Source organism: Aquihabitans sp. McL0605, assembly GCF_049993875.1.
GTDB lineage: Bacteria > Actinomycetota > Acidimicrobiia > Acidimicrobiales > Iamiaceae > Aquihabitans.
On the sequence record NZ_CP188252.1, the window covers coordinates 912,710 to 932,508 of the forward strand.

Consider the following 19,799-nt stretch of genomic DNA (forward strand, 5'->3'; position numbering starts at 1 on the left):
CACCTCGCCCCCGACGACGCCACCCTGCTCGACACCGAGCCCGCCCCCACCGCCCTGCACCCGGCCGGGCCCGAGACCGGCGCGGGCGGGGCGCCCGAGCCCGCCGAGCGGTTCCTGATGGCGTCGGAGTACCGGCGCCGGACCGCGGCCGTGGAGATCGTGGTGCCCGTGCACAACGAGGCGGCCGGCGTCGAGCGCTCGGTCCGGGCGCTCCACGACTACCTCGCCGACCGCTTCCCCCTCCCCTGGCTCATCACCATCGTCGACAACGCCAGCACGGACGACACGTGGGAGCGGGCGGCCGCCCTCCACGCCGACCTCGCCGACGTGCAGGCCATGCGCTTGGCGCAGAAGGGCCGCGGCCGGGCGCTGCGGGCAGCGTGGCGCGAGAGCCCGGCGCCGGTGGTGGCGTACATGGACGTCGACCTCTCGACCGACCTCGATGCGCTGCTCCCGCTGGTGGCTCCGCTGCTCAGCGGCCACAGCGACGTCGCCATCGGCACGCGCCTGGCCGCCGGCTCCCGGGTGACCCGCGGCCCCAAGCGCGAGGCCATCTCCCGCACCTACAACCTCATCCTGCGCACGACCCTCCACAGCGGGTTCTCCGACGCGCAGTGCGGCTTCAAGGCCGTGCGCCGCGACGTGGCCCAGGCCCTCCTCCCGCTCATCGAGGACGAGGGCTGGTTCTTCGACACCGAACTGCTGGTGCTGGCCGAGCACAACGGCCTGCGCATCCACGAGGTCCCGGTCGACTGGGTGGACGACCCCGACTCCCGCGTCGACATCCTCCGCACCGCCACGGACGACCTGAGGGGCGTGGGCCGCATGCTCCGCCGCTTCGGCCGCGACCAGGGCTGGATCGAGCCCGCCGCGCTGGCCGATGACCGCATCGTGCCCACCGAGCTCGGCAGCCAGCTGGTGCGGTTCGCGTCGGTCGGCGTGGTGAGCACGCTGCTCTTCGCCGTCTTGTTCGCTGCGTTCTACGGGCCGCTCGGTGCGGTGGCGGCCGCCATCGCCGCCCTGGCGATCTCATCGGTGGCCAACACCGCCGCCAACCGCCGCCTGACGTTCTCCCAGCGCGGCCGCCGCGGGCGCCGCCGCCACTGGACCGGTGCCATGGCCGTGTCGGCCCTCCCCCTCGCGCTCGACCTGGTGGCGCTGGCGGCCGCCGCCGCTGCCGGCGTCACCTCCACCCTGGGCCTGCTGGTGGCGCTGACGGTCGCCAACGGCCTCGCCACGGCCGTCCGCTTCGTCGGCCTGCGCCGCTCGATGGGCCGCTGAGCCGATGCGCCGCCTCGCCCGGTTCCTGCGGTACGGCCTGGTCTCGGTCATCGCCACGGGCACGAGCCTGCTGGTGCTCGGCGTGCTGGTGGCGACGCACACGATGACGCCCGGCTGGGCCAACGTCGCCGCCACCGCGGTGGGGACCGTGCCTTCGTTCGAGCTGAACCGCCGGTGGGTGTGGCGGCGCCACGGTGCCAGCTCGATCGGCGCCGAGGTGATCCCGTTCGCCGCCATGTCGGCGGCCGGCCTGGTGCTGTCCACGCTGGCGGTCAGCCTGGCCGGCCGGTGGACGGACCAGGCCGGGCTGGTGGGCGCCGACCGCACGATGGCGATCCAGGCCGCCAGCCTGGCCGCCTTCGGCATCTTGTGGCTGCTCCAGTTCGTCCTCCTCGACCGGGTGCTGTTCGCCGACCGGGCCGGCGTGGGGCAGGATCGGCCGGTCCCGCTGCCGTCCCCGTGACCCGCATGACCCTTCGAACCCGGCTGGTGATCGCCCTGGTGCTGCTGACGACGGTCGGCTTGGCCGTGTTCGGCGTTTCGACGTACACGCTGTACCGCCGTGCGCTCGAGCAGCAGCTCGACCAGGACCTCCAGGCCAACGCGCGGGGCCAGTCGTTCCGGTTGGCCAGCGATGCCGCCCAGTACGAGATCGATCCCGAGACGTGCGCGCCGGTCGGGGTCACGAGCACCGGCACGACGGGCATCGATCCCGGTCCCGGGTTCGGGTCGCGCGCCGTCCCGGGCCAGGGGCTCGACGCCTACGCCGAGCTGCGCACCTCGGACGGGACGATCGTGGCGTGCAGCCTGCCGGTCACCGAGTCGGGCCGGCCCGATCTGCCCGAGACGATCAAGGTCCCGGCGGGCGAGGAGCAGTACTTCGATGTGGGCTCGGTCGACGGGTCGGGCGCGTGGCGGGTCCTGGCCACGCACCCGGGCACCCCGCCGGGTGCCACCGGGAACGGCGAGGCCAGCCCGACCACACCCAGTTCCGTCACGAGGGCGACCGTGATCGTGGCCGTGCGGACCGAGGGGCTCGAGGCGTCGCTGGCCCAGCTGGTGCGCATCGAGCTGATCGCCGCCGTCTTCCTGCTCACCGCGCTCGGTGCCGGGGCCTGGTTCGTGCTGCGCCGCGGCCTGCGACCGCTCGAGGAGATGGCCGACTCGGCGGCCACCATCACCGCCGGCGACCTGTCGGAACGGGTCGAGCCCGCCGACGACCACACCGAGGTGGGCCAGCTGGGCCTGGCGCTCAACACCATGCTCGACGGCATCGAGGAGTCGTTCCGCGAGCGGGACGCCACCGAGCAGCGCCTCCGGCAGTTCCTGGCCGACGCCTCGCACGAGCTGCGCACACCGCTGACCTCGATCCAGGGCTTCGCCGAGCTGTTCCGCCTGGCCGCCGCGGCCGATGCCGCCGGCGACGCGGGCGGCATCGAGCGCCTCGACCTGCCGGTGATGCTCGCCCGCATCGAGCAGGACGCCGACCGGATGAAGGCCCTGGTCGAGGACCTCCTGCTCCTCGCCCGCCTCGACGAGCCCCGGACGATCGATCCGGCCCCGGTCGACCTCACGGTCCTGGCGTCCGAGGCCTGCAGCGCGGCGGCGGCCCTGCACCCCGAGCGGCCCATCACCTTCCAGGCGCCCCTGCCCGTCGAGGTGAGCGGGGTCGAGGACCACCTGCACCGCGCCATCGTCAACCTGGTCAACAACGCCATGAAGCACACCTCCGAGGACACGGCCATCGAGGTCACCGTGGCCGGCAACACCGTCACCCGCCGGGCCACCGTGACGGTCCGCGACCACGGCCCCGGCCTGAGCGACGAGGCCCTGGAGCACGTGTTCGACCGCTTCTGGCAGGCCGACTCGGCGCGGGTGGGGGCGGGCTCCGGCCTCGGCCTCAGCATCGTGGCGGGCATCGCCACCGAGCACGGCGGTCAGGCCACGGCCACCAACGCGCCCGACGGCGGCGCCGTCTTCACGATCGAGCTGCCGCTGAGCCCCAGCCGCTGAGCGGCGGACCGGCGGACCGGACCGGTCAGACCGGGCCGGCGTGCGGGACGGTCAGGCGGGACCGGTGAGCCAGGCGGCGGCGAGGTCGTCGCGGCGCTGCTCCCACTCCTCGGAGGTGAGCGCGTAGCGCACGTGGTCCTCCCACACGCCGTTGATCTCGAGGTACCGCACGGCGATGCCCTCGTTGCGGAGCTCGAGCTTCTCGACGACGCGCCGGCTGGGGGCGTTGCGGGGGATGATCGACACCTGGATGCGGTGGAGGTGGAGCTCCTCGAAGGCGAAGCGGGCGAGCACGATGAGCGACTCGGGCATGATCCCCTGCCCCGCCCACTTCTCGTCGATCCAGTAGCCCACGTAGGCGTTCTGGAACGGGCCCCGCTGGATGGAAGAGAGGTTGATCTCGCCGCAGAAGACGCCGTCGACGAAGATCCCGAACCCGAACCCGCTGCCGAGCTGGCGCTCGCGCTGGCGGGCGCTGCACCGCACGGCGAACGCGTCGCGGTCCTGGGTGGTGTCGGGCTGGTGGGCCAGGCGCTGCGGCTCCCACTTGAGCAGCCAGTCGGCGCCTCGGGTCCGCACCTCCCGCCACGCCGCGAAGTCGGAGAGCACGAGCGGCCGGAGCATCACCCGTCGTCCGAACAGCGTGCTGGTCCTCTCCACGTGGCTCCCTCCCCCTCGATCTCAGCGAGCGTCGCGCACGGCGACGACGGCTGCAGGATCTTCGAGCGATGACAGGTCGCCCGGGTCGGCTCCGAGCGCGGTGGCCCGGATGGCCCGGCGCAGCACCTTGGCCGAGCGGGTCTTGGGCAGGGCGTCGGTGAACCGGATCTGGCTGGGCTTGAAGCTCTTGCCGAGCGCCTCGGTGACGGTGGTGACGAGCTCCGCCCGCAGCTCCTCGGACTCGGTGGCGCCCGGGGCGAGCACGACGTAGCACCACAGGGCTTCGCCCTTGATCTCGTGCGGGACGCCGATGGCGGCGGCCTCGGCGACCGCGGGATGGGCCACCAGGGCGGACTCCACCTCGGCGGGGCCGAGGCGCTTGCCGGCGATCTTGATGGTGTCGTCGCTGCGGCCCCGCAGGTACCACTGGCCGTCGTCGTCGATGAGCGCCCAGTCGCCGTGGACCCACACGTCGGGCCAGCGGTCCCAGTAGGTCTCGAGGTAGCGCTCGGGCGCCTGCCACAGGCCGCGGGTCATGCCCGGCCACGGTGTGGTGCAGACCAGCTCGCCGACCTGGCCGCGCACGGGATGGCCGTCGTCGTCGAACACGTCGACGCCCATGCCCAGCGCCGGGCCGCCCAGGGTCATGGGCGTGAGCGCCTGCACGGGGTGCGGCGACAAGAAGCAGGCGCCCACCTCGGTGCCGCCCGAGATGTTGATGACCGGGCAGCGGCCACCACCGACCACGGCGGCGAACCACTGGTAGGGCGTCTCGTTCCAGGGCTCGCCGGTGGACCCGAGGATGCGCAGGGAGGACAGGTCGTGGGCTCGGACCGGGTCGTCGCCGTGGGCCATCATCGCCCGCACGAGCGTGGGGCTGATGCCCAAGATGGTGACGGCGTGGGCCTCGATGAACGCCCAGAGCCGGTCGGGCTCGGGGAAGTCGGGGGCCCCTTCGAACAGGCAGACCGTGGCGCCGTTGGCCAGGGCTCCGACGATCTCCCACGGGCCCATGATCCACCCGAAGTCGGCGAACCAGAACAGGCGGTCGCCGGGCTTGCAGTCGAACTGGAACGCGGCTTCCTCGGCGATCTTCACCGTGAACCCGCCGTGCACGTGGACGGATCCCTTGGGCTTGCCGGTGGTGCCCGACGTGTAGGCCAGGAGGAGCGGGTGCTCGCTGTCGACGGGGACCGTGGGCACCACCTCGTCGGTGGGGCCGGGCCACGGCAGCGTGGCCACCCGGCCGTCATCGGACACCGAGGCGGTGACCGCACCGATCCGGGGCACCACCACCAGCGTGTCGACGGTGTCGACCAGCGCGATGGCCTCCCGGGCGGTGGCGAGCATGGGGACCGCCTTGCCCCGGCGGTAGAAGCCGTCGGCGCACAGCAGCGCCTTGGCCCCGGCGTCCTGGAGCCGCACGGCGATCGCGTCGGCGCCGTAGCCCGAGAAGACGGGCAGGATCATGGCGCCGAGCTTGGCGACGGCCATGGCCGCCACCACCGTCTCGGGGAGCATGGGCAAGAAGATGCCGACCGCATCGCCGAGGCCGATGCCCCGGTCGCGCAGCAGCGCGGCCAGGCCGTCGACACGGCGGTCGAGCTCGGCGAACGTGAGCACCGTGACCGCGCCGTCCTCGCCCTCCCACCGCACCGCTTCGGCGTCGGGCGACTCGACCACCCAGCGGTCGACGCAGGCCGCGGCCAGGTTGGTCCGGCCGCCGGTGAACCAGGTGGCCCACGGGATGCCCTTCGACGTGTCGAGCACCTCCTCGTAGGGCGTGCTGAACGGGATGCCCAGGAAGGTGGCGGCCTCGCCCCAGAACCAGGCGGGCTCGGCGATCGACCGGGCGAGCAGCTCGTCGAACGACCCGATGCCCTGAGCCGTCATGAACCGCCCGACGTTGGTGGCCGCCGCCGTGGCGGGATCAGGGGTCCAGGTCGGAGCCGTCGTCATCGCTGACGCACGGTAGTGGCTCGCCCGCTACCCGAGCAGCGACAGCGCCAGGCCATCCAAGATGTCGGCTTCGCTGCACAGGATCTGCTCGATGCCGAGACGGCGGAGGATGGCGACGAGGGCGCAGCAGCCGCCCACGATCACGTCGGCCCGCGCCTCCTCGAGCCCCGGGTTGTGGATCCGGTCGGCGCGGCGCTCGGTGGCGAGGGTGCGGAACACGTCCTCGGCCGCCTCCTTGGTGAGCTCGAAGTGGTGGATCGCGTCGCGGTCGTAGTTGGCCAGGCCCTGCTCGACGGCGGCCACGGTGCTGACGGTGCCGGCGAGCCCGATCACGGTCTGCGCCTCGCCCAGCTCGGGGATGGCCCGCTGCACGTCGTCGAGCCAGGTGTCGGTGTAGCTGATGGCCGCGCTGAGGTCTTCGGGGGCGGGCGGGTCGGTGGCGAAGAACCGCTCGGTGAGCCGGACGCAGCCGATGTCGATGGAGATGCCGGCGCCGATGCTGCCGTCGGGGCCGGTGGTGCCGTAGACGAACTCGGTGCTGCCGCCGCCGAGGTCGAACACCAGGAACGGGCCGCGTGCCGGGTCGAGGTCGGCGGTGGCGCCCCGGAACGACACCTCGGCCTCGTCGTCGCCCGAGAGCAGCTCGGGGCGGACGCCGACCGCCGCCTCGGCGGCGTCGAAGAACACGTCCCGGTTGGCCGCGTCGCGGCTGGCCGACGTGGCGGTCATCCGCACCTGACCGGCGGCGACGCCCAGGTCGTCCATGACCGTGCGGTACTCGCCGAGCACGGCGACGGTGCGCTCGATCGCTTCGGGGGCGAGCGACCCCGTCTTGTCGACGCCCTGGCCCAGGCGGGTGATGCGCATCATCCGCTCGACCGTGCGCAGCGGCACCCCGTCGTCGCCGCGCTCGGCGACGAGCAGGCGCGTGGAGTTGGTGCCGATGTCGATCGCCGCCACCCGTTCGCCCATCAGTCGATCCTCTCACGGTCGCCGTCGCCCGCCGCCAGGTGGTCGGCGACCCAGCGGCCGACCGGGTCGTCGCCGCCGGCGAGGTACCAGCCGTAGTGGGCGTGCAGGCACTTCACGCCCACGCGGGTGCCACCCACGCCGGCCGACGGCCGAGGGCCGTCCCACCCCTCGGGCAGGGCGGCGTCGCGCTCGGTCCGGTACTCGTCGTGGGCCGCGGCGATGACGTCGAGGCCGATCTCGTCCTCCACCCGGTGCACCCCGCCCCGGCTCTCGAGCCGGCTGACCATCGTCCGCTCGGGCTCGCCGAGCAGCCAGTAGCGGGTGGGCATGGGGCGGCCGTCGTCGAGCAGCGGCTCGTTGCGGATGACCACCGGCGACCGGTCGTGGGCGTGGCGGACCACCACCGTGAAGGCGCCGCCGGGCCGGCGGCCCAGGAGCCGGGCGACCTCGGCCACATCGTCGGCGGTGGGCGCATCGTCGACCAGCACGACGGGAGGGAGGGGGTCGGGCACCGCCTGAGGCTACCGAGGCGCGCGCTCAGGTCGATCGCCGGAGCTGCCGATGCAGTCATGGAACAATGTCCGGACCGGCCGGCACCTGCCGCCGACCGCTGACGAAGGGGTTCCGCATGCGGGTACGGACCATGATCGCCACCGGCGCGACCCTGGGCGCGACCTTGATCGTCGGCCCGCTGGCCGGCACGGCCAGCGCGGCGGTCACCGCCACCTCGTCGGGCACCACCGTGAACGTGTCGGCGGCGGGCGAAGTCTCGGTGTCGTTCGACTGCAACGGCGGCAACATCCGCATCTCCGGCACCTTCGCCAGCCCCACCGTGCCGTGCGCCACGGTCTCGCACGTCAACGTGCTGGGCGACAGCGGGAGCCAGACCGTGCACGGCGAGCAGCTCGACGACCCGGTGTTCGCCGCCCACCCGTACCTCGTGGCCCTCACGGGCACCGGGGCCGACTACGTGTACGGCACGGCCCGGGCCGACACGCTCAACACCGGCGCCGGCAACGACGTCGCCTACGTCACCACGTCCGGGGTGACCGACGCCTCCGTCGACCTCGGTGCCGACAGCGACCAGCTGACGGTCGACGGGGGCAGCGGCGACGACACCATCACCGCCAGCGCCTCGGGCTCCACCGTGACCCTCGCCCTGAACAACGGCACCACCGCCGTCGCCCGGACGGCGCTCAACGCCGAGACGCTCAGCCTGCAGGGCAACAGCGGCAACGACACGATCAGCGTCGCAGGCGTCCCGCCGGGAACGTCGGTGACCACCCAGCGCCTGATCGGCGGGACCGGCGACGACCACCTCATCGGTGGGCCCACCTACGCCTACTTCTACGGAGGGTCCGGGACCAACGTCATGACCGGCAGCACCGGCATCGAGACGTTCACGAGCGAGTCCGAGACCGACGACATCCACCCGGGCACGGGCAGCACCAACAGCGTCTACGACCAGACCTCGCTGCACCTGGGGCGGACCATCGCCAACGAGGGCACGAGCGACCAGTGGTTCGGCACCACCGGGACGGGCCGAGACGCCGTGATCCGGTACCGGCCCCTCGGGAGCTCCCAGTCGCAGATCACCGCCAGCCTCGACCGTCCGGGCCAGCAGCAGCTCGGCAGCGCGTTCACCCGGATGACCGCCGACAGCGGCTACAGCACCACCTTGGATGCCCGCCACCTGTTCGACGTGGTGGCCCCCCAGATCGGCACCACGGTCGTGGTCACCGGCGACAACCCCGACAATGACCTGGCCGACATCACGGTGCCCACGGGGACGTGGAGCTGGAGCGGCACCTCGGACACGACCGCCGAGATCACCCCCACCAGCAGCACGCTCGGTCACATCACGATCAAGGACATGGGCGACGTCAGCATCCACGGTCCGTGGACCGGGAACCTGAACGCCGGCTTCGTGCACCGGGCGACGCGCGACCTCCTGTTCCGGTTCCCCAACCCGATCGGCCGCGACCAGATCGCCGACCAGCTGACCGCCGGCACCACCACCCGGGCCGCGTTCATCACCGGCGCCATGAACACCGACGAGTACCGCGGCCTCGACGTCGACCGCGTCTTCGTGAAGTACCTGCACCGGGCCAGCGACCCCGGCGGCCGCACGTACTGGATCAACAGCATCGCCGCCGGCAAGCCGCTCTGGAAGTTCCGGGCCCAGCTCTTCGGCAGCAACGAGTACTTCACCAAGGCCGGCGGCACCAACGCCCTGTACATGGTCAAGGCCTATGCCGACGTCCTTGGACGAGCGCCCGACCCGTCCGGCCAGGCGTACTGGACCGCCAAGCTCGACGCCGGCGCCGACCGCGGCTCGGTGGCCCTGCAGTTCATCGACTCGGCCGAGGCCCGCCGCCGCCTGGTCGACGACCAGTTCCTGCGCTTCTTGGACCGCAAGCCCACCACCGGCGAGCAGACCACCTGGGTGAACGCCCTCCCCGGCGACACCGGCGAACAGGACCTCATCGCGTTCCTCGCCGGCAGCACCGGCTACTACAACCGCAGCTAGCAACCGCCGCGGCCGGCGACCCGACCACCGCGACCGATCCCGAGGTGACCCACGATGCTCCGCTGGAAGACCACGACCACCGCGCTGGCGGGCGCCACCCTGGCCGGGCTGCTCGTGCTGGCCTCGCCCACCCCCGCCGGGGCGGGCGTCACCCAGGCCATCAGCGGCACCCAGCTCATCGTCGTGGCCTCGGGCACGGCCACGGTCGGGTTCGGCTGCGTCACGGGGAACGTGGCGGTCAACGGCACCGTGGCCACGCCCGCGCTCGCCTGCGGGTCGCTCACCCACGCCACCGTGGTCGGCGACGCCGGCGCCCAGCGGATCAACGGCACCGACCTCGACGCCGCGGTGTTCAGCGCCCACCCGTTCCTCACCGTCAGCCTGGGCGACGGGTCCGACATCGTGAGCGACACCCGTCAGGCCGACTCGCTCACGATGGGCAACGGCATCGACACCGTCGACGTCGAGGCCGACAGCGTCGCCAACACCCTGATCGATCTGGGCACCGATCCCTCGGGCACCCAGTTCGACACCCTCCAGGTGAACGGGCTCGCCACCCCCGACACCATGGCCAGCTCGACGGCGGGCGCCAACACCACCGTCACGGTGACCAACTCGTCGGGCTCCCACGCCTACACCACCTCCACCGCCGAGTTCATCTGGCTCGATGGCAAGGGCGGCGACGACCACCTCTCGCTCACCGGCATCGCCGCGGGCGGAACGGTCACCAACGCCCGCGCCGACGGCCAGGACGGCAACGACGTGGTCACCGGCGGTCCGATCCCGGCGGTGATCGCCGGCGAGACCGGCACCAACACCCTCACCGGCGGCCCGAGCAACGACACGATCTTCTCCGACAGCGACACCGACACCATCAACCCCGGCGGTGGTCTCGACTTCATCTGGGACCAGCAGGGCCTGCGCTCGGGCGGCCGCACCGTGAACCCGTCGACCGGCGGGCCGAGTTACAAGCTCGCCCAGTCCGACGGCGACGCCGTGTCCCGCATCCGGCCCGGCACCGCCGCCTCATCTGCCGTCGTGACCAACAGCCTCGAGCGCCCCGGCCTGCAGCAGCTGCCCGCGAGCATCGCCCGGATCGAGGAGCTGCTGTACCGGTCCGCCTCCGACCCCGCCGACCACGGCCTGGTCGACGCCTACGCCCTGGCCGGGAAGACGATCAACGTCGAGGGCGGCAGCGGGGCGGGCAACCTCGCCGACATCACCGTCCCGTCGGGGACCTGGAGCACCAGCGGCACCGCCACCAGCGTGCTCACGATCACCCCGACCTCGGGCTACGGCGTCATCACCGTCCGCCAGTTCGGCGCGGCGATCGTCCACAACCCGTGGCCCACCCCCAACCAGTCGTTCGCCCACCGCGTCACGCGCGACCTCGACTTCCGGTTCCCCACCGACAGCGCCCGCACCGTCCTGGCCGGTCAGCTGGACGCCCACACCAAGACGCGGGCGCAGGCCGTCAGCGACCTCATGGACGCCGACGAGTACCGCACGCTCGACGTCGACCGCGTCTTCGTGAAGTACCTGCACCGGGCGGGCGACCCGAGCGGCCGGGCCTACTGGGTGAGCAGCCTCGCCAGCGGCAAGCCCCTCATCAAGTTCCGCGCCCAGCTGTTCGGCTCGAACGAGTACTTCAACAAGGCCGGCGGCACCAACGCCTCGTACATGCAGCAGGCCTACGCCGACGTGCTGGGCCGCCTCCCCGATGCCGCCGGCAAGGCCTACTGGACCGACAAGCTGAACGCCGGCGCCGACCGCGGCACCATCGCCCTCCAGTTCCTGGCGTCCACCGAAGCACGGCGCAACATCGTCAAGGACCAGTACCTCCGCTTCGTGCGGCGCTTCCCGACCACCGCCGAAGCCGACACCTGGGTCACCACCCTGGCCCAGGCCCACGGCGAGGAGCAGCTGATCGCCACGCTCGCCGCCGGCACCGAGTACTTCAACCTCAGCTAGCCCTGCCGCCCACGGCGGTGAGCAGCACGGCCGAGCAGCACCGCTTGAAGCCGCCCGTCAGTAGCTCTTCGGGAGCCCCAGCACGTTGGTGGCCACGTAGGCCTGGACCATCTCCTGGCTCACCGGGGCCAGGCGCATCAGCCGGGCCTCGCGCCAGTAGCGCTCGACGTGGTACTCGCTGGCGTAACCCATGCCGCCCAGCGTCTGGACGGCCTGGTCGGCGGCGCGGTAGCCGGCCTCGGCGGCGAGGTACTTGGCGGTGTTGGCGGCCTCGCCGCTCGGCAGGCCCTGGTCGTAGCGCCACGACGCGTCGCGGATCGCCAGCTCGGCGGCGCGCAGGCCCATGTGGGCCTGCGCGAGCGGGAACGCGATGCCCTGGTTCTTGCCGATGGGCCGGTCGAACACCACCCGCTCGTTGGCGTAGGCCACCGCTCGGCGCAGGGCGGCACGGCCGGTGCCGAGCGCCTCCGACGCGATGAGGATCCGCTCGGGGTTGAGGCCGTCGAGCAGGTACCGGAAGCCCTGGCCCTCCTCGCCGATGCGGTCCTCGACCGGCACGGGGAGGTCGTCGTAGGCCACCTCGCACGACACCACCGCGTTGCGCCCGGCCTTCGGGATGGGCGTGATGGTGACCTCGGGCCGCTGGAGGTCGGCCAGCAGCAGCGTCATGCCGTCGGTGGGCTTGGCGACCTGGTCGCGCGGCGTGGTGCGGACGAGCAGCAGGACCTTCTGGCAGTACGGCGCCTTGGTGGTCCAGACCTTGCGGCCCCGCACGAGGTAGTGGCTGCCGTCGGCGGCGAGGGTGGCCCGGGTGGTGATGCGCGAGGTGTCGGTGCCGGCGTCGGGCTCGGTGACGCCGAACGCCACGTGCAGCTCGCCGCTGGCGACGGACGGCAGCGCCCGCGAGCGGAGGTCCTCGGAGCCGTGCTTGATCACGGGGCCCATCCCGAACATCGACAGGTGGATCGACGAGGCGCCGTTCATCGCGGCTCCGGAGGCCGCCACCTCCTCCACGACGATCGAGGCCTCGGTGACCCCACGCCCGCCGCCGCCGTACTCCTCGGGCATGGCGATGCCGATCCAGCCGCCGTCGGCCATGGCCCGGTAGAAGTCCCACGGGAACTCGTGCTCGGTGTCGCACGTGCGCCAGTAGTCGTCGTCGAACGGCGTGCAGGCGTTGCGGACGCCCTCTCGGATGGCCTCGTGGTCGGGGTCGGGAGCGAAGTCCATGACCGGGACGCTAGGCCGAACCCAGGCCCGACTTCGACACCGACGTCAAGATCAGCAAAGGCGACCGTGCTCAGCGGGCCCCGAAGACCCGCTCGACCCCGGTGAACGGCCACCCCTCGGGCAGGCCGATGGGGTCGGTGGGGGCCGGGAGGATGGCGTACGCCTCTTCGCCCTTGTAGACGTAGTTGAGCGTCTCCTTGGCCTGGCGAGCGATCTCTTCCTTGGTCTTGAGCTTGGCCTGCTCCTGCTCGACCTTGGCCTTCTCGGCCTGCACCTGGGCCAGCTCCGACGCGGCGGCGGCCGTGTCCTTGCGCTGCTGGAGCCAGGTGCGCGTGGGGAAGACCGCGAACAGCAGCACCGCCACCATGATGACGGTGACGACGAGGCCCATGACGGCCCGGCGGCGGGCGCGGATCTTCCCCTTCGGCGCCATCTAGCCCCGAGCCCCCTGGTTGAACGCGGCCGAACCGAGGAACGCGGCGGCGTCGCCGAGCTGCTCCTCGATGCGCAGCAGCTGGTTGTACTTGGCGACGCGGTCGCTGCGCGCCGGCGCACCGGTCTTGATCTGGCCGCAGTTGGTGGCGACGGCGAGGTCGGCGATGGTGGCGTCTTCCGTCTCGCCCGAGCGGTGCGACATCACGGCGGTGTAGCGGTTGCGGTTGGCGAGGCTGACGGCGTCGAGGGTCTCGGTGAGGGTGCCGATCTGGTTGACCTTGATGAGGATCGAGTTGGCGCTGCCCGCCGCGATGCCGCGGGCGAGGCGGGTGGTGTTGGTGACGAACAGGTCGTCGCCGACCAGCTGCACGCGGTCGCCCAGCTTGGCGGTGAGCGAGGCCCAGCCGTCCCAGTCCTCCTCGGCCATGCCGTCCTCGATCGACACGATCGGGTACCGGCCGCACAGGTCGGCCCAGTAGTCGGCGAGCTCGGCGCCGCTCAGGGTGCGGCCCTCGCCCTCGAGCACGTAGGCCCCGTCCTTGAACACCTCGGAGCTGGCCGGGTCGAGGGCGATGGCGATGTCGGTGCCGGGCGTGAAGCCGGCCTTCTCGATGGCCTGCACCAGGAGCTTGAGCGGCTCCTCGTTGTCGGGCAGGTCGGGGGCGAAGCCACCCTCGTCGCCCACCGCGGTGGACAGGCCCTTGTCGTGGAGGATGCCCTTGAGCACGTGGTACGTCTCGGTGCCCCACTGGAGCGCCTCGGTGAAGCTGGCCGCACCGACCGGCATCACCATGAACTCCTGGAAGTCGACGTTGTTGTCGGCGTGCATGCCACCGTTGAGCACGTTCATCATCGGCACCGGCAGCACATGGGCGTTGGTGCCGCCGACGTGGCGGTAGAGCGGGATGTCCAGCTCCTCGGCCGCCGCCTTGGCGATGGCGAGGGACGCACCGAGGATGGCGTTGGCACCGAGGCGGGCCTTGTTGTCGGTGCCGTCGAGATCGAGCAGGGCCCGGTCGCAGTCGCGCTGGTCGAGCGCGTCGCGGCCCTCGAGCTCGTCGTTGATCTCACCGTTCACGTTGGCCACGGCGATCGACACGCCCTTGCCACCGAAGCGGTCGCCACCGTCGCGCAGCTCCACCGCTTCGAACTGGCCGGTGGATGCACCCGACGGGACCGCGGCGCGGCCCACGGCACCCGAGTCGAGGAACACCTCGACCTCGACGGTGGGGTTGCCGCGCGAATCGAGGATCTCGCGGCCGATGACGTGGTCGATGGTGCTCATTGCGGTGGTGGTGCTCCTGGTGACAGTGGGAAAAGGCTAGTGGTCGAGGTGCGCCGGTTCCGGCGATCCCCGCCTCCCCAGCCGAAACGGCGTCGCTGACCGTCGCATCGCAGCGGGGATCTACGCAATCTCGGGCGGTTGGTTCGCTTCGACGGCCTTGGCGCGGTCGCGGAGGCGGGCGGCCGCGGCGCGCAGCTCGGTCTCGGGATCGATGTCGCCGTCGGCGGCCCGGGCGGCGGCCACGAGCGCCAGCAGCTGGCCGCCCACGGTGGCGTCGGTGGGATCGGGCACGACGTCGAACGTCGACGCCTTCTTGGTGACCTTGAGGGCGTACAGCAGGGCGGGGAGATCGCTGGGGATCCCGTCGAAGATCGACTCGCGGCCCTTCTCCACCTTCTTGATCTGCTCCCAGTTGGCGATCACCTCGTCGGCACCGTCGACGGTGACCAGGCCGAACACGTGCGGGTGACGGTGCACCAGCTTGTCGTGCACCCCGCGAGCCACGTCGCCCAGGCCGAAGGCGCCGGCCTCGGTGGCGAGCGTGGTGTGGAAGACGATCTGGAACAGCAGGTCGCCCAGCTCCTCCTCGAGGTGCGCGTAGGCCTCGGGGTCGGTGTCGGGGCCGCCGTCGCCCACCTCGTCGAGGGCCTCGAGCACCTCGTAGGTCTCCTCGAGCAGGTGGCGGGTCAGGGTGCGGTGGGTCTGCTCGGCGTCCCACGGGCACTCGGCGCGCAGCTTGGCGACCAGCGCGACGAACGCCGCCACCTCGCCGGCCACGGGCTGGGCCAGCTCGGGGATGTAGACCGACGTGAGGTGGTCGGGCTCGAACGACCGGTCGAGCTCGGCCCACTCGACGGTGGCGACCGACTCGTCGGGCAGCCCGAGGCGCTGCAGCACGACGACGGGTGTGCTGGGGAACTCGTCGACCGCCAGCTTGATGTCGGACAGCACCCGCTGGTTGTGGCAGTGCGCCACCAGCAGCGGGCCCCGCTCCCCTGCCGCGGCCACCTCGAAGCGGTGGCCGTCGATGAGGCGGACGCCCTCCTCGTACGGATCGATGCCGAGGCGGACCCAGGCCAGGTCGACGAACGACATGCCGGCGAGCACCTCGACCTCGGCGCGACCGTCGCGGCCGGCCTCGTCGAGCAGGTCGACGGTGCGCTCGAGCACCCGCGGCGATCCCGGGACCGCGTACAGCACCTCGTCGTGGTCGGCCGCGGCGGCGATGAGGTCGTCGACGATCCGGCGGTACACCTGGTCGAAGGTGTCGGCCGTCTCGTAGTGGTGGTCGAACGTGGACGCACCCGCCACCATGTGAGCCGAGGGGTGGACCTCGGTGCGCAGGAACCGGGCCTCGGCGGGCACGCGGTCGATCGCGGCGATGGTGCCGGCGGTGACCAGCGACGGATCGCCGGGACCGAGCCCCACCACCGTGATGCGCCCCAAGGTCAGGAGCCGGCGGCGGCCGGCACGGTGGTGGTGGCCGCCGCCTTCGCCGCCGCCTTCGCCTTGGCGATCTCGGCGGGGGTGACCGGAGCCGGCACCTTCGGCGCCGTCACCGAGAGCGTCTTGTCGTCCCAGGTGCCGAACCGCGGGTCGACCGTGACGTCGGCCGCCTTCACGAGCTGCTTGCCGATGTAGGTCGACAGGGCGGCCTGCGCCGCCGCCGTGTACTGGTCGGTGACCTGCTGGGCGATCGTGCTGCGCGCCGCCTCGAAGGTCTGCGGCTTCACCTCGTCGACGGCGAGCAGCGCCCAGTTGCCGCCGTTGGCGATGGGGCCCAGGAGGTCGCCGGCCTTGGCCGTGGTGCCGAAGGCCTGGTTGATCTGGTCGGCGGCGTAGCACTGGGCCGTCGTGGCGGCGGCGGCATCCACCACCGACACGTCCTTGGCGACGGTGACGAAGTCCTCACCGCCCTCGATCCGCGCCTTCGCGGCCTTGGCCGAGGCCTCGTCCTTGGTGCCGATCAGCCGGGCGCACACCTGGTTGAACGAGTCGATCTGCTGCTCATAGATGGACTTCAGCTGGGCCTCGTACTGCGCCGAGGCCGCGGCGAGCGCGTCCTGGTACTTCTTCGGCGCGTGGCTCTGCAGGGCCATGAGCCCGGCGGCCGACTCGACGAACGTGGTCCGCACCAGCTTCGACGCCTTGTCGACGGTGGGGTAGCTCGACTCGACGCTCTGCAGGGCCTTCGCCCGGTCGTCGGCGGTGATCTTGGCGCCGGCGGCGTCGACGGCCTGAGCGATCACCTCGCGCTTGATCAGCTCGGTGAGCATGCTGGCGGCGCCCTCGGTGGGGTAGGTGTCGCCGCTCTTGTCGACCTTGGCGCCCAGCTGCTTGATCTGGGCCTCGACGCTGGCGGTCTGCGAAGCCAGCTGGGCGCCGGTGGCCGCGGGGGTGCCGTCGGCCGACGGCTGGCTCAGGTTGGCGATCACGGCCTTGCCCTCGGCCTTGATGAGGGCGCTGTAGCCCTTGACCATCTGGTCGAGCGTCTTCTGCGAGATGTCGGTGCCGTTGACGGTGGCCGCGGGTGCGGGACCGACCGATGCTCCGGAGCAGGCGGACGCCCCGACGATGAGGGCCAAGGCGATGCCGACGAGGCCGGCACGGCGGACAGAGGTTCGACGCGGTTCCACGAGGACAGGATGCTACGCCTGCGCCCCCGTCCGGGAATCGGCAGGATCGGACGGCCCGGGTGCGACGGGGTGACGTACAGCACACGGTGGGTGGCGCGACTAGAACCGGTTCCATGTCCACCGAACCCACCGCCGAGCTGGGCGGCCCCGCCGACCTCCCCACGGACCACCTCACCACCTCCACCCGCGACCCCGAGGCGCTCGGCCGCCTCATCGAGCAGTGGCTGGCCGGCGTGCTCCCCGAGGGGGCCTCGCCCGAGGTGTCGGGCGTGGTGACCCCCGAGGGCAACGGCATGTCGTCGGAGACGATCCTGTTCGACGCGCGGTGGACCGAGGACGGAGCCACCGTCGACCGCCGCTGCGTCGCCCGCATCGAGCCCGAGCTCGACAAGATCCCGGTGTTCCCCACCTACGACCTGGCCATGCAGTTCGACGTGATGTCGCTCGTGGCCGAGGCCACCGACGTCCCGGTCCCCGAGACCCTCTGGTACGAAGCCGACCGCTCCATCATCGGCGCCCCGTTCTTCGTGATGGGCCGCATCGACGGCGAGGTCCCCCGCGACGTCCTGCCGTACACGTTCGGTGACAACTGGCTCGAGAGCGCCTCGTCCGAGCAGCGCTCGCAGCTGCAGGAGTCGGCCGTGCGCGCCGTCGCCGGCATCCACGCCATCACGCCGCTCACCCACGACCTCTCGTCGCTCCAGTACGACCAGGAGGGCGAGACGGCCCTCGAGCGCCACCTCGCCGAGTGGGACGGCTACCACCGGTGGGTCGTGGGCGACAAGCCCTCGCCGCTGCTCGCCGACTGCTTCACCTGGCTCCGCGACAACCTGCCCACCGACTGCCTGCCCGACGCCCTGTCGTGGGGCGATGCCCGGATCGGCAACATGATGTTCGCCGACTTCGAGGTGGTGGCGGTCCTCGACTGGGAGATGGCCGGCGTGGCCCCGCCCGAGGTCGACCTCGGCTGGATGGCGTACCTCCACCTCTTCTTCCAGGACATCACCACCGACCTCGGCCTGCCCGGGATGCCCGGCTACATGTCGGCCAAGGACATCACCGACAGCTACGCCGACGCCACGGGCCTGGCCCCGGGCGACCTCAAGTGGCACATCGCCTACTCCGCCATGCGCCACGGCGCCGTCATGCGCCGCGTCACCGAGCGGGCGGTCCTGTTCGGCGAGGCCGTCGAGCCCGAGGACCTCGACGACATGATCATCCACAAGGCCACCCTCCGGGCGATGCTCGACGGCACCTACTGGGGCCAGGTCGGCCTCTGACCGACGCGCCCACCCACCCCCGTCGGCGCCACCCAACGCGCTACCCTCGGCACGGAACGTGAGGTTCGAGGGGGCGGCGGTGCGGGGTTCGAAGAAGCTGATCATCGGGTGCATCGCCCTCGTGCTCGCGGGCGCGAGCCTCGTGCTCCCCGGCTCGCCGGCCAGCGCCGCCGGCACCACGTACCTGTTCAGCACCCTCACGGCGGGCCAGACCGTGGTGTTCGATCCCGACGCCGACGTGCTCCGCTTCGACGGTCCCGCCATCTCGGCGGCGTCGGTGCGCCTGAACGACGGCTACAACGGCCTGATCGTCACCGCGGCGGCGAAGACGGTGTACGTCAACGGCCTCTTCCTCGCCGGGGTGTCCACCACCAACGTCACCTTCGCTGACGGCAGCGTGGTGCGCATCGGGGACGGGACCACCTCGAACGCCACCGATGGCGCCGCCCAGACCTGGTCCCTTGCAGCATCGAGCAAGGCCAACCTGCTGATGGGCCTCGGCGGCCTCGACCACCTCATCGGCGGCGCCGGGCCCGACCGGCTGCTCGGCACGCCCACCTACTCCTCCCCGCCCGGACCGGCCGTGCTCGAGGGTGGGCCCGGCAACGACACCTACGCCATCGACCCCGCCATGGCCGACACCGTGGTCGAGCAGGCCAGCGCCGGCACCGACACCATCGAGACCCCGTCCACCTACGCCCTGACCACCCCCAACGTCGAGAACCTCACGCTCGTCGGCTCCACCCCCGCGGACGGCACCGGCAACCAGGGGCCCAACGTCCTGGTGGGGAACGAGGCCCAGAACCACCTCCACGGCCTCGGGGGCAACGACACGTTGATCCAAGGCTCGGGCGACGACCTCGAGGGCGGCACCGGCGACGACACCTACGTCATCACCAGCCAGTCGTACGCCGTGGTCGAGGCGGCCGGCGAGGGGACCGACCTCCTCAAGACGCCGATCGGCGGTGGGCTCCCCGCCAACATCGAGAACGGCGCCCTGACCGGCACCGGGGCGGAGAACCTCAGCGGCAACGAGCTCAAGAACGCCCTGGTCGGCAACGGTGCTCCCAACGGGCTGAACGGTGCCCAGGGCGACGACACGCTCACCGGCGGTGGCGGCTCGGACAGCTTCTTCGTGCCGTCGGTCACCGGGCTCGACGTGATCACCGACTTCGCCACCAAGTCAGACCGGGTCCTGGTGAGCTCGGGCTGGGCGATCGGGAGCCAGGGCGAGCCGAGGCTCGACCGCCCGACGAACCGGACCGGGCCCGGCGGGTTCAGTCCCAAGAGCGAGCTGGTCGTGATCACCCGCAACCTGAGCAGCCTCACCATGGCCCACGCGGCGGCGGCGATCGGGAGTGCCACCTCGCGCTACGCGACGGGCGATCGCCGGCTGTTCCTCGTCGACAACGGGACCACCTCCCAGCTCGTGGTGTTCCAGTCGGCGGGCAACGACGCCCGGGTGTCGGCCAGCGAGCTCCGCCCGATCCTGACCCTGAAGAACCGCACCGGGCTCTCGGTCACCGACTTCGGCGTGTACTGACCGC

16 protein-coding genes are annotated in these 19,799 nt (G+C 72.0%); 7 read left to right on the forward strand and 9 right to left on the reverse strand.

The window, feature by feature from the left end; all coding sequences use genetic code 11:
• The first annotated feature begins 117 nt into the window (after positions 1-117).
• Genes ACPPVX_RS04065 through ACPPVX_RS04075 form a run of 3 tightly spaced genes read left to right on the forward strand, consistent with a single transcriptional unit; the run spans position 118 to position 3,294 of the window.
• Positions 118-1,281 carry a glycosyltransferase gene (locus tag ACPPVX_RS04065; RefSeq protein WP_426574987.1) on the forward strand — a complete coding sequence of 388 codons (1,164 nt, stop codon included), beginning with the start codon at positions 118-120 and terminating at the stop codon, positions 1,279-1,281.
• A gap of 4 nt (positions 1,282-1,285) precedes the next feature.
• Positions 1,286-1,744 carry a GtrA family protein gene (locus ACPPVX_RS04070; RefSeq protein WP_426573614.1) on the forward strand — a complete coding sequence of 153 codons (459 nt, stop codon included), beginning with the start codon at positions 1,286-1,288 and terminating at the stop codon, positions 1,742-1,744.
• 5 nt (positions 1,745-1,749) lie between these two features.
• Positions 1,750-3,294, forward strand: coding sequence for a sensor histidine kinase (locus tag ACPPVX_RS04075; RefSeq protein ID WP_426573615.1), 1,545 nt, complete (start codon positions 1,750-1,752; stop codon positions 3,292-3,294).
• A 51-nt stretch (positions 3,295-3,345) separates the two neighbouring features.
• Here the strand turns inward: ACPPVX_RS04075 and ACPPVX_RS04080 are convergent, their stop codons facing one another.
• Genes ACPPVX_RS04080 through ACPPVX_RS04095 form a run of 4 tightly spaced genes read right to left on the reverse strand, consistent with a single transcriptional unit; the run spans position 3,346 to position 7,397 of the window.
• Positions 3,346-3,954, reverse strand: a complete 609-nt coding sequence (locus tag ACPPVX_RS04080; RefSeq protein WP_426573616.1) for a GNAT family N-acetyltransferase — start codon at positions 3,952-3,954, stop codon at positions 3,346-3,348.
• 21 nt (positions 3,955-3,975) lie between these two features.
• Complete coding sequence (locus tag ACPPVX_RS04085; protein ID WP_426573617.1) at positions 3,976-5,913, reverse strand: AMP-binding protein; 1,938 nt, start codon at positions 5,911-5,913, stop codon at positions 3,976-3,978.
• A 27-nt stretch (positions 5,914-5,940) separates the two neighbouring features.
• Positions 5,941-6,873, reverse strand: a complete 933-nt coding sequence (locus tag ACPPVX_RS04090; RefSeq protein ID WP_426574988.1) for an exopolyphosphatase — start codon at positions 6,871-6,873, stop codon at positions 5,941-5,943.
• 11 nt (positions 6,874-6,884) lie between these two features.
• Positions 6,885-7,397, reverse strand: a complete 513-nt coding sequence (locus ACPPVX_RS04095) for a DUF501 domain-containing protein (protein WP_426573618.1) — start codon at positions 7,395-7,397, stop codon at positions 6,885-6,887.
• Between the two features lie 116 nt (positions 7,398-7,513).
• Between ACPPVX_RS04095 and ACPPVX_RS04100 the strand changes: the two genes are divergently transcribed.
• A complete protein-coding gene (locus ACPPVX_RS04100; protein ID WP_426573619.1) occupies positions 7,514-9,415 on the forward strand; it encodes a DUF4214 domain-containing protein in 1,902 nt (633 codons plus the stop codon).
• Between the two features lie 54 nt (positions 9,416-9,469).
• Positions 9,470-11,386, forward strand: a complete 1,917-nt coding sequence (locus ACPPVX_RS04105; RefSeq protein WP_426573620.1) for a DUF4214 domain-containing protein — start codon at positions 9,470-9,472, stop codon at positions 11,384-11,386.
• 57 nt (positions 11,387-11,443) lie between these two features.
• Here the strand turns inward: ACPPVX_RS04105 and ACPPVX_RS04110 are convergent, their stop codons facing one another.
• The 5 genes from ACPPVX_RS04110 to ACPPVX_RS04130 all read right to left on the reverse strand — a co-directional run bounded on the left by ACPPVX_RS04110 (position 11,444) and on the right by ACPPVX_RS04130 (position 16,972).
• Complete coding sequence (locus ACPPVX_RS04110; RefSeq protein ID WP_426573621.1) at positions 11,444-12,616, reverse strand: acyl-CoA dehydrogenase family protein; 1,173 nt, start codon at positions 12,614-12,616, stop codon at positions 11,444-11,446.
• A 70-nt stretch (positions 12,617-12,686) separates the two neighbouring features.
• Positions 12,687-13,049, reverse strand: a complete 363-nt coding sequence (locus ACPPVX_RS04115; RefSeq protein WP_426573622.1) for an FtsB family cell division protein — start codon at positions 13,047-13,049, stop codon at positions 12,687-12,689.
• Positions 13,050-14,336: a phosphopyruvate hydratase gene (eno, locus tag ACPPVX_RS04120; RefSeq protein ID WP_426573623.1), complete on the reverse strand. Its 1,287-nt coding sequence runs from the start codon at positions 14,334-14,336 to the stop codon at positions 13,050-13,052.
• A 120-nt stretch (positions 14,337-14,456) separates the two neighbouring features.
• The gene (locus ACPPVX_RS04125) at positions 14,457-15,782 is read right to left on the reverse strand and encodes a MazG nucleotide pyrophosphohydrolase domain-containing protein (protein ID WP_426573624.1); all 1,326 of its coding nucleotides are present in this window, start codon (positions 15,780-15,782) and stop codon (positions 14,457-14,459) included.
• A gap of 2 nt (positions 15,783-15,784) precedes the next feature.
• Entirely contained in the window at positions 15,785-16,972 is a 1,188-nt protein-coding gene (locus ACPPVX_RS04130; protein WP_426573625.1) for a peptidyl-prolyl cis-trans isomerase, read from the reverse strand.
• Positions 16,973-17,085: 113 nt separating this feature from the next.
• Here ACPPVX_RS04130 and ACPPVX_RS04135 point away from each other — a divergent pair, with 113 nt between their 5' ends.
• Entirely contained in the window at positions 17,086-18,252 is a 1,167-nt protein-coding gene (locus ACPPVX_RS04135; RefSeq protein WP_426573626.1) for a phosphotransferase family protein, read from the forward strand.
• Positions 18,253-18,331: 79 nt separating this feature from the next.
• Positions 18,332-19,795, forward strand: coding sequence for a hypothetical protein (locus ACPPVX_RS04140; RefSeq protein WP_426573627.1), 1,464 nt, complete (start codon positions 18,332-18,334; stop codon positions 19,793-19,795).
• The last annotated feature ends 4 nt before the right edge of the window (positions 19,796-19,799 follow it).